General features: G+C 42.7%; 6 protein-coding genes. 3 read left to right on the top strand and 3 right to left on the bottom strand.

Annotation, left to right across the window (positions count from 1 at the left end; all coding sequences use genetic code 11):
• Positions 1-83: 83 nt before the first annotated feature.
• Positions 84-3968, bottom strand: a complete 3885-nt coding sequence (purL, locus tag V7783_RS12640; protein WP_335679011.1) for a phosphoribosylformylglycinamidine synthase — start codon at positions 3966-3968, stop codon at positions 84-86.
• 241 nt (positions 3969-4209) lie between these two features.
• Here purL and mltF point away from each other — a divergent pair, with 241 nt between their 5' ends.
• The gene (gene mltF / locus V7783_RS12645; RefSeq protein WP_335679012.1) at positions 4210-5793 is read left to right on the top strand and encodes a membrane-bound lytic murein transglycosylase MltF; all 1584 of its coding nucleotides are present in this window, start codon (positions 4210-4212) and stop codon (positions 5791-5793) included.
• Positions 5794-5905: 112 nt separating this feature from the next.
• Positions 5906-6073 (top strand): hypothetical protein, encoded by a 168-nt coding sequence (locus V7783_RS12650; RefSeq protein WP_167542981.1) that lies wholly within the window; start codon positions 5906-5908, stop codon positions 6071-6073.
• Here the strand turns inward: V7783_RS12650 and tadA are convergent.
• Positions 6070-6573 carry a tRNA adenosine(34) deaminase TadA gene (gene tadA / locus V7783_RS12655; protein WP_335679013.1) on the bottom strand — a complete coding sequence of 168 codons (504 nt, stop codon included), beginning with the start codon at positions 6571-6573 and terminating at the stop codon, positions 6070-6072. The genes V7783_RS12650 and tadA overlap by 4 nt on opposite strands.
• 179 nt (positions 6574-6752) lie before the next feature.
• Between tadA and V7783_RS12660 the strand changes: the two genes are divergently transcribed.
• Positions 6753-8057 carry an inosine/guanosine kinase gene (locus V7783_RS12660; protein ID WP_335679014.1) on the top strand — a complete coding sequence of 435 codons (1305 nt, stop codon included), beginning with the start codon at positions 6753-6755 and terminating at the stop codon, positions 8055-8057.
• A gap of 14 nt (positions 8058-8071) precedes the next feature.
• On the opposite strand, the gene glsB is transcribed toward V7783_RS12660, so the two are convergent.
• The gene (gene glsB, locus V7783_RS12665; protein ID WP_335679015.1) at positions 8072-8995 is read right to left on the bottom strand and encodes a glutaminase B; all 924 of its coding nucleotides are present in this window, start codon (positions 8993-8995) and stop codon (positions 8072-8074) included.
• Positions 8996-9482: the final 487 nt, after the last annotated feature.

Genomic DNA, 9482 nt, shown 5'->3' on the forward strand with positions numbered 1-9482 from the left:
TGACCAGCATAAACAAAAAAGGCTGCACAGTGCAGCCTTTTATTTTACGACTAGATCATGAATCTAGTGTGTATAAATGAAGTTTAACCTACATTTTTACGTGCGTTACGGAACATACGCATCCATGGGCTATCTTCACGCCACTCATCAGGATGCCACGAGTTAGCAACTGCACGGAATACACGCTCAGGGTGTGGCATCATCACAGTAGCACGACCATCGGCTGAGGTAATACCGGTAATACCTTCTGGCGAGCCGTTCGGATTAGCTGGGTATTGTGTTGTAGGATTACCGTAGTTATCAACAAACTTAACCGCTACAGTGCCTGAATCAAGCGCTGCTTTCACTGCTGCATCATTTGCAAACTCAGCATGACCTTCACCGTGAGATACAGCGATAGGCATACGAGAGCCCGCCATACCGTTGAAGAATACTGATGGATTTTCTTGTACTTCAACTAAGCTAAAGCGTGCTTCAAAACGCTCAGACTTATTAGTCACAAAGCGTGGCCAATGCTCAGTACCAGGGATCAACTCTTTTAATGTTGATAGCATCTGACAACCGTTACATACACCTAAGCTAAATGAATCTTGACGCTCAAAGAAGCTTTGGAATTGATCGCGTGCCATATCATTAAATAAAATTGATTTAGCCCAACCTTCACCAGCACCTAATACGTCACCGTATGAGAAGCCACCACAGGCTACTAAGCCTTTGAACTCTTCAAGGCTTAAGCGTCCTTCAAGAATATCGCTCATGTGTACATCAACCGCAGCAAAACCAGCACGGTTAAATGCCGCAGCCATTTCTAGATGCGAGTTAACACCTTGCTCACGCAAGATTGCCATTTTAGGTTTAGCGCCTGTGGCAATGTAAGGTGCTGCAACATCTTCGTTTAAGTCAAAGTTTAGTTTAACGTTCAGACCTGGATCTTTAACATCAAACTTGGCATCAAATTCTTGCTTAGCACAATCAGGATTATCGCGACGTGCTTGCATTTGATAGGTAGTCTCAGCCCAAATAGTACGAAGCTCAGTACGTGTATTACTAAGTACTGTGTTACCAGCGCGATTAAATACCACTGTGTCATCGCTGTTCAATGTACCAATTGCATGGCTGATTGCAGCAATACCGTGCTCAGCAAATACCGCATTCACAGCGGCTAAATCGCTATTAGCAACTTGGATAACAGCACCGAGTTCTTCGTTGTAAAGTGCTTCGATGTCTGAACCTGTTAAACCATCAAGGTCAATGGTTACACCGGTATGACCTGCAAAGGCCATTTCAGCTACTGTGGTAAATAAACCACCGTCTGAACGGTCATGATAAGCAAGTAGCTTATTATCAGCAACAAGCGCCTGCATTGCATTGTAGAAGCCTTTTAGTAACTCAGGGCTGTCAACATCCGGCGTTACATCACCAAGTTGCTTATAAACTTGCGCTAAGCTTGATGCACCCATGCGGTTTTTACCAGCACCTAAGTCAACTAAAATAAGTGATGTTGCACCTTTGTCTGTACGTAATTGTGGAGTCACAGTTTTACGTACATCATCAACACGACCAAATGCAGTGATGATTAATGATAGCGGTGCAGTTACTGATTTTTGCTCGCCATTTTCATCCCATTGGGTTTTCATCGACATTGAGTCTTTACCCACTGGAACAGTTAAACCTAATGCAGGGCAAAGTTCTTCACCAACAGCTTTAACTGCTTCATAAAGACCGGCATCTTCACCAGGGTGACCCGCTGCAGCCATCCAGTTAGCTGACAACTTAATATTTTCTAAACCGCCAATATTAGCACAAGCAATATTAGTTAATGACTCAGCCACAGCTAAACGAGCAGAAGCACCATAGTTAAGTAATGCCGCAGGCGTACGCTCGCCCAGTGACATTGCTTCACCATGATAAGTATCATAAGTTGCAGCTGTTACCGCACAGTTAGCAACAGGCACTTGCCATGGGCCAACCATTTGGTCGCGCGCAACTAGGCCTGTTACAGAGCGGTCACCAATAGTGATCAAGAAGGTTTTTTCTGCAATTGTTGGTAAACGTAATAAACGCTCTGCCGCTTCTGCGATATCAATATTTGTTGTATCTAGCGCGTCGCTATTGGCTTTTAAAGAGTGCGCTTCGCGGTGCATTTTCGGTGCTTTACCTAATAATACATCCAGTGGTAAATCAACTGGGTTATTATCAAAATGGCTATCTGCAACCGTTAAATGACGCTCTTCAGTGGCTTCACCAATTACCGCATATTGTGCACGTTCACGCTTACAAATAGCTTCAAAACGGTCAAAATCTTCAACCGCTACAGCAAGAACATAACGCTCTTGTGATTCATTACACCAAATCTCATGAGGCGCCATACCTGGTTCATCGTTAGGGATATCACGCAGTTGGAATTTACCACCACGGCCACCATCATTAACAAGCTCAGGGAAAGCATTTGATAAACCACCTGCGCCCACATCATGGATAAACGCGATTGGGTTAGCATCACCTAACTGCCAACATTTATCGATCACTTCCTGACAACGGCGTTCCATTTCAGGGTTCTCACGTTGCACTGAGGCAAAATCTAAATCTTCATTTGATTGACCCGATGCCATTGATGAAGCAGCGCCGCCACCTAAACCAATGTTCATCGCAGGGCCACCCAAGGCAATTAGCTTGGCACCAACAGGAATATCACCCTTTTGCACATGATCAGTACGAATATTACCTAGACCACCGGCAAGCATAATAGGTTTGTGATAACCACGTACTTCAACACCATTATGACTATTTACTTGTTCTTCATAAGTACGGAAGTAACCTAGTAAGTTTGGACGACCAAATTCATTGTTAAATGCTGCCCCGCCCAGTGGGCCATCAATCATAATATCAAGTGCATTAACGATACGGCCAGGTTTACCAAAATCAGTTTCCCACGGCTGCTCGTAACCAGGAATACGTAGATTCGATACCGTAAAACCAACAAGGCCTGCTTTTGGCTTAGAGCCACGACCCGTTGCGCCTTCATCACGAATTTCACCACCAGAACCTGTTGCCGCACCAGAGAATGGCGCAATAGCAGTTGGGTGGTTGTGGGTTTCAACTTTCATCAAAATTTCAATGTTCTCTTGATGATAAGCGTATTCACCTTCAGCGTTGGGGAAGAAACGACCTGCTTTAGAGCCTTTCATTACTGCGGCATTATCTTTATAAGCTGACAACACATTTTCAGGGTTTAGCTCATAGGTATTTTTAATCATTTTAAACAGCGACTTAGGCTGTTCAATTCCGTCAATTGTCCAATCAGCATTAAAGATTTTGTGACGACAATGCTCAGAGTTTGCTTGTGCAAACATAAATAATTCGATGTCGTTCGGGTTACGACCTAACTTTTGAAAGTTTTCTACCAAGTAATCTATTTCGTCATCAGCCAGTGCAAAGCCTTGCTCAACGTTTGCTTTAGCTAACGCTTCACGGCCACCACCTAAAATATCAACAGATGACATTTTACTTGGTGCATCAGTGCGGAATAACTTGCCAGCATCGTCCATTGTGCTGTGTGTCGCTTCAGTCATACGGTCGTGTAATAAAGCAGCAACTTCAGTTAGTTGCTCAGCGCTTAAGTCACCTTCAACATAGTAAGCGATACCACGTTCTACACGGTGCACTTGTGCTAAACCACAGTTATGAGCAATATCAGTTGCTTTAGATGCCCATGGTGAAATAGTGCCAGGACGCGGCGTTACTAACACCAAAGTGCCTGCTGGTGTATGTTCGGCAATCGTTGGACCATAGGTAAGTAACTTCTCAAGCTTAGTTTGCTCGTCACTTGACAGCTCTGCTGTTAAATCAGCAAAGTGTGCATACTCAGCGTATACATTAGTAACTGGAAGTTGCGCCTGTTGGCAACGGGCTAAAATTTTCTGAACTCTAAAATCGGAAAGTGCTGGTGCACCACGAAGGATCAACATAGGTATTTTCATCCGGGGTTAGGGATTGAACGATATTTTAGGCGCGTATTATATACTCAAGTAACTCGGAAATACAGGTTCTGGGGGGAATTAAAATTGTTTAAAGCCAACAGTTAGTTAAGATATTTTCAGCCCACAGTGACCTAAGTTGCCATACCAAAGTTACAGTTAAAACTAATCGCCAAGTGACGTCATCGAAAAGTTTTGATATAAGGGAGCTGTAGCATTCAAGGGGCGCAGTATGTTTAAACAAAAGCTAATAACAATCATTACGTTAGTAATGCTTTTATGTGCCTGCGATATGCAGCAGCAACAATCTCAACTGAGCCATATCAAAGCTCAAAACAAAATAAGAGTGGGCACCTTAGCTGGCGCGAGTAATTATTATCAAGCAGTGCAAGGCGAACAAGGTTTTGAATATGAGCTAGCGCAAGAATTTGCCGTTCACTTAGGTGTTGAGCTTGAAATGGTGCCGTTTTTTAACTTATCCGATATGTTTTCACGCTTAGACAGCGGTGATTTAGATTTAATTGCATCTGGCTTAACCTACAATAAAGCCCGAGCACAACATTATCGATTTGGCCCTACTTACCGTACTATTAGCCAAAAATTGGTTTATAAACAAGGTCGAGTTAGACCCCGAGATTTTGATGATCTAACAGATAACCTCACCGTATTAGCCAAAAGTAGTCATTCATTAGCACTGCAACAATTAAAACAAACGCACCCTAATTTAACCTGGCACGAAACAGAAGATTTAGATGAAGAAGAGCTGTTACAAGCTGTGATCGATGGCGAAATTGATTACACCCTAGCGGATTCTCATACACTCTCGTTGTTTCGCCGGTATCACCCCAATTTAAGCATCGGCTTTTCAGTCACACGTAATGACCCTATTGCATGGTTACTTCGTAAAGATGGTGATGATTCCCTCTATGCGTTAATGGTGCCCTTTTTTGGTGAAGTAAAACAAAGTAATCAACTTTACGTACTTGAAGAAAAATACTTTGGCCACGTCCGTCAATTTAACTACGTTAATACCTTAGCGTATATTGAAGCAATTAAAGACACTCTACCAAAATACCAACCTTGGTTTGAACAATATGCGGGCACATTAGATTGGCGGCTACTCGCAGCGGTAAGCTATCAAGAATCAATGTGGAACCCTCGGGCAAAATCGCCTACCGGTGTACGCGGTATTATGATGCTCACACGCGATACGGCCAAGCAAGTAGGTGTCACAAACCGCTTAGCGCCAGAACAAAACATTAAAGGTGGTGCTGAATATTTAATGAAGCTAGAAAAGCGTATTCCTGATCGAGTACCGCAGCCTGATCGTACTTGGCTTGCATTAGCGTCATACAATATTGGCTGGGGTCACGTAAATGATGCCCGCATTATCACCGAGCAACAAGGTGCCAGCCCTGATAAATGGGCCGATGTGAAAAAGCGCTTACCGTTATTAATCAAAAAACGTTATTACCGTAAAACTAGATATGGCTACTCTCGGGGGGATGTGGCAGTAAAGTACGTTGATAATATTCGTCGTTATTATGATGCGCTAGTCTGGTTAGATGAAAATGATGCGATAGCAATTCCAGTAGTTGAGGAGGCACCAACAACCGAGCCTACCGTACAGCCACAACCAGAAGTTAGCGATGCTGCAAAACCTGAACAAGAAGATTCGAGCACAACACTACCGCAAACTCCCCCTACTAGTGAACAAAACGAGGCTGCTGAAAAAACGCTTGATGACATACCGCCAGTCATCGAGCAGACTATTATCACAACCACACCAACAATAAAAAAAGACGCCGATAAATAATCAAAAAAACTTTAAATACAATAAGCTTGCGATATTTATTTACTTGTCATCAAATGATCACTAATGTGTAGTATCAACACTATTTCTCACTCTCACATTTTTAGGGGATACTATGTTAAAACGTCGGCGTACTCATTCGTTCAAACGCAACGTGATTTATTCATCATCTACACGCCGCAGAATTATGCTGCGTAATTTACATAAAAAAGTTATTTGGCGACGTCGTATGTTTGCAATGCAACAAATGGCAGAATTAAGTACAGCGACGCCTGTAGGTTAAGCCTTCAGGTCGCGCTGCGCTTGTTTTTTAGCTTTAATCTCTTGGCGGCGACGTTTAAAAAAATCTGAAATAGTTTGTCCACACAATTCACTTAATACCCCAGCCTCTACATCAACTTGATGGTTTAACCTTGAATCTTGCAATAAATTCATTATCGAACCTGCAGAGCCTGTCTTTTCATCCGCAGCACCGAACACGAGCCGTTTAATACGACTGTGTACCAGTAAACCAGCACACATTGAGCACGGCTCCAACGTGACATACAGCGTACAATCGATTAAGCGATAATTATTAAGTGCCTTACCACCTTCGCGAATCGCTATCATCTCAGCGTGAGCAGAAGGATCATTATCAGTAATTGAACGATTATACCCAGCCGCAATCAACTGGTTATCTTTAACCAACACGGCACCGACAGGAATTTCATCCAATTGTTCAGCCTTGTTCGCATACTCTAGTGCTTTTGCCATCCAATATTGATCGTCAAATTGCTCGCTCATCAACTTACCTTCTAACTAATTATTGTTTAATTATACTCACTTAGGCGACTAAAACGCCAAACTTAGTGATTAGTGATAAAAATAAAACAAATTAAAGCTGCTTTTACATGGCTCACCCTAGGTGATTTACGCTATAATCTCCCGCTTTTTTTATTTAGCTCACAACACACGGGTAGCAAATGAAATTTCCTGGACGCCGTAGGCATAAACATTATTTTCCAGTGGAAGCTAAAGATCCACTTACAAATCAACTTAACGCCAGTGATCGGTTACAGCGCAGCTATATTACTGGGATCGATCAAATCGTAGTTGATATAGAAGCGAAAGTTGATCAAGCTTTCCTTGATGAATTTCAGCTACGTAGAGGTATGTCGCAAGTAATTGATAATGATATTACCAATGCATTATATGACCGCTTAAAACTCAACGATATGGTCGACTACGAGTTTGCCGGTGGGACTATTGGTAACACTATGCACAATTATTCAGTGCTAGCTGATGATCGCTCAGTGCTACTTGGTGTAATGAGTGAAAACATAAAAATTGGCAGTTACGCTTACCGCTTTTTGTGTAATACCTCAAGCCGTGTCGATTTAGATTATTTACAACCTGTCGATGGTCCTATTGGCCGCTGCTTCACTTTAATAGATGACACCGGCGAACGGACCTTTGCAATTAGCGCCGGGCTGATGAATCACTTACGCCCTGAGTCAATTGATCAAACATTAATAGAAAACTCATCAGCTTTAGTGATCAGTGCCTACCTAATGCGTACACAAGGCTCTGAGACCATGACCGAAGCAACTATGCAAGCGGTCAAATATGCTAATGATGCGGGCGTTCCTGTCGTATTAACACTTGGCACGAAATTCCTAATCGAGCAAGATCCAACTTGGTGGGCAGAGTTTGTTGCTAAGCATGTTGATATTCTAGCAATGAATGAAGAAGAAGGCTTAGCAATCACAGGCTATGAAGATCCACTCCTTGCTGCAGATAAAGCGCTAGATTGGGTCGACCTTGTCATTTGTACTGCAGGTGAGAAAGGCTTGTTTATGGCAGGCTTCGTTGATGAACAATTTAAACGTGAAACGGAATACCCACTATTACCAGGTGCCATAGCTGATTTTAATCGCTATGAATTCTCTCGTGCTATGCGTAAAAGTGATTGTGAAACACCAATCCGTGCTTACAGTCACACAGCCCCTTTTATGGGTGGCCCTGACTCAATTAAAAACACCAATGGTGCCGGTGATTGTGCGTTAGCTGCGGTGTTACATGATCTCTCAGCGAATGTGTATCATAAACTTAATGTAGGTAACTCGGCTAAACACCAGCAACCTGCAATGACCTACTCATCCTTGGCGCAAATTAGTAAATATGCCAACCGCGCAAGCTATGAAGTGTTAGTTCAGCATTCACCTCGCTTGTCTCGTGGTTTACCTGAACGTGAAGATTGCCTAGAACAAGTCTACTGGGAACAGTAGACTTGCTCACACATTTAAAATATAGAAATATCGAGCTTTTTAGAGAGCAGCTCCAGGGCTGCTATCCCTGCCACTGAATTACCATATGAATTCAGGCCAGGCGAATACACTGCCACAGTAAATTTACCTGGTAGCACAGCCAAAATAGTGCCAGACACCCCCGATTTACCCGGCATTCCAACTCGGTAACCAAAATCCCCCGCAGCATCATACAAGCCACTGGTAAATAATAAGGAGTTTAGCTGTTTAGTTTGTAAGCTAGAAAGCACGCGTTTATTACTCAAATGACAAATACCTTTATTCGCCAAAAAATTATACGCTTTAGCTAATTCCACACAGTTAAGCTCTATCGCGCAAAAGTTAAAGTAAGCCCACAGCACATCATCCACTTCGTTGTGAAAATTGCCAAATGACTTCATCAAATGCCCCATCGCAGCATTACGATGGCGAAATTCATATTCTGAATTAGCAACTTTTTTATCAATCACGATTGTTTTATTACCTGACAAACTTCGAAAAGCTTCAAGCATCGAATGCATCGGTGCAGACAAACGGCTATATAACGCATCACAAGTCACGATAGCCCCCGCGTTTATGAACGGATTACGTGGTACACCTTTTTCAAACTCTAGCTGTGTTAGCGAGTTAAATGCTGTACCAGATGGTTCTTTGCCTACCCGATGCCATAGTTCATCGCCATAGCGCTGCAAGGCAAGTGTCAAAGTCATCACTTTTGATACAGACTGAATCGTAAAACGTTGGGCACAATCCCCAGCACAAAAAGTTTGACCATCCGTTGTATAGATAGCAATTGAAAATTGATTAGCATCAACCTCTGCTAGCGCGGGAATATAATCAGCAACTTTCCCCTGAGACAGCAATGGCTGAACTTCAGCAGTAATTTCATTTAAGACATATTGGTAATCTGAGGTAGGCAACGTAACCCTCACAGGCTTTGAAAATAGAAACAAAAGTCTATCATGTTAGACTAAAAGTAGGATCAATTTGTTGGTCAAATTATCCAGTTTGGAAATTTTCAATATGAAAAGAGTGTTGTGCATGAGTACGAATTAAAATAGACGATACTCGAATTTTTAAAAAGCACACACTGCACTACGAGGGTGTAGCGAGTTTGCTTATGTCTGATAAAAAGTGCGAGTTTGCTTATGTCTGATAAAGAGTGCGAGTTTGTGAGTTTGCTACTTTAAATCGGGGCTGAAGCCTCCTCCTACAATAACTTTGACAGCGCGCAACACGATAGGCCCTACGCTTTACTCTCGCTAACTCGCTTACTATTTCACTTTCTTGTAGACGTAAAAAAGCCCGGCTCTTTCGAGTCGGGCTTTCTTTATTTGGAGCCTGGCGATGACCTACTTTCACATAACAAATGCTACACTATCATCGGCGCTGTTTCGTTTCACTACT

The sequence above is a fragment of the Pseudoalteromonas sp. genome (genome assembly GCF_036960685.1).
Classification (GTDB): domain Bacteria; phylum Pseudomonadota; class Gammaproteobacteria; order Enterobacterales; family Alteromonadaceae; genus Pseudoalteromonas.

Excerpts from the sequence above, each read along its gene's own strand:
- V7783_RS12660 (WP_335679014.1), top strand. The coding sequence starts at position 6,753 with ATGAAATTTCCTGGACGCCGTAGGCATAAACATTATTTTCCAGTGGAA.
- V7783_RS12650 (WP_167542981.1), top strand. The coding sequence starts at position 5,906 with ATGTTAAAACGTCGGCGTACTCATTCGTTCAAACGCAACGTGATTTAT.
- purL (WP_335679011.1), bottom strand. The coding sequence starts at position 3,968 with ATGTTGATCCTTCGTGGTGCACCAGCACTTTCCGATTTTAGAGTTCAG.
- tadA (WP_335679013.1), bottom strand. The coding sequence starts at position 6,573 with ATGAGCGAGCAATTTGACGATCAATATTGGATGGCAAAAGCACTAGAG.
- mltF (WP_335679012.1), top strand. The coding sequence starts at position 4,210 with ATGTTTAAACAAAAGCTAATAACAATCATTACGTTAGTAATGCTTTTA.